The organism is Pseudomonas sp. SDO5532_S415, assembly GCF_054071155.1.
This window is the reverse complement of sequence record NZ_JBSVWS010000392.1, coordinates 1-225: the sequence shown is the minus strand read 5'-3', so window position 1 is coordinate 225 and position 225 is coordinate 1. Positions and strand designations below refer to the sequence as shown.

At 54.2% G+C, this 225-nt stretch carries 1 tRNA gene; it reads left to right on the top strand.

The features are described 5' to 3' along the window. Positions 1-63 precede the first annotated feature (63 nt). Positions 64-140, top strand: a tRNA-Ile gene (locus ACW9HW_RS30210). The last annotated feature ends 85 nt before the right edge of the window (positions 141-225 follow it).

Genomic DNA, 225 nt, shown 5'->3' with positions numbered 1-225 from the left:
ACCATGAGCTCCCACACGAATTGCTTGATTCATTGAAGAAGACGATAGAAGCAGCCCGAAATTGGGTCTGTAGCTCAGTTGGTTAGAGCGCACCCCTGATAAGGGTGAGGTCGGCAGTTCGAATCTGCCCAGACCCACCAATTTTGTGTGGGAAACGCCTGTAGAAATACGGGGCCATAGCTCAGCTGGGAGAGCGCCTGCCTTGCACGCAGGAGGTCAGCGGTT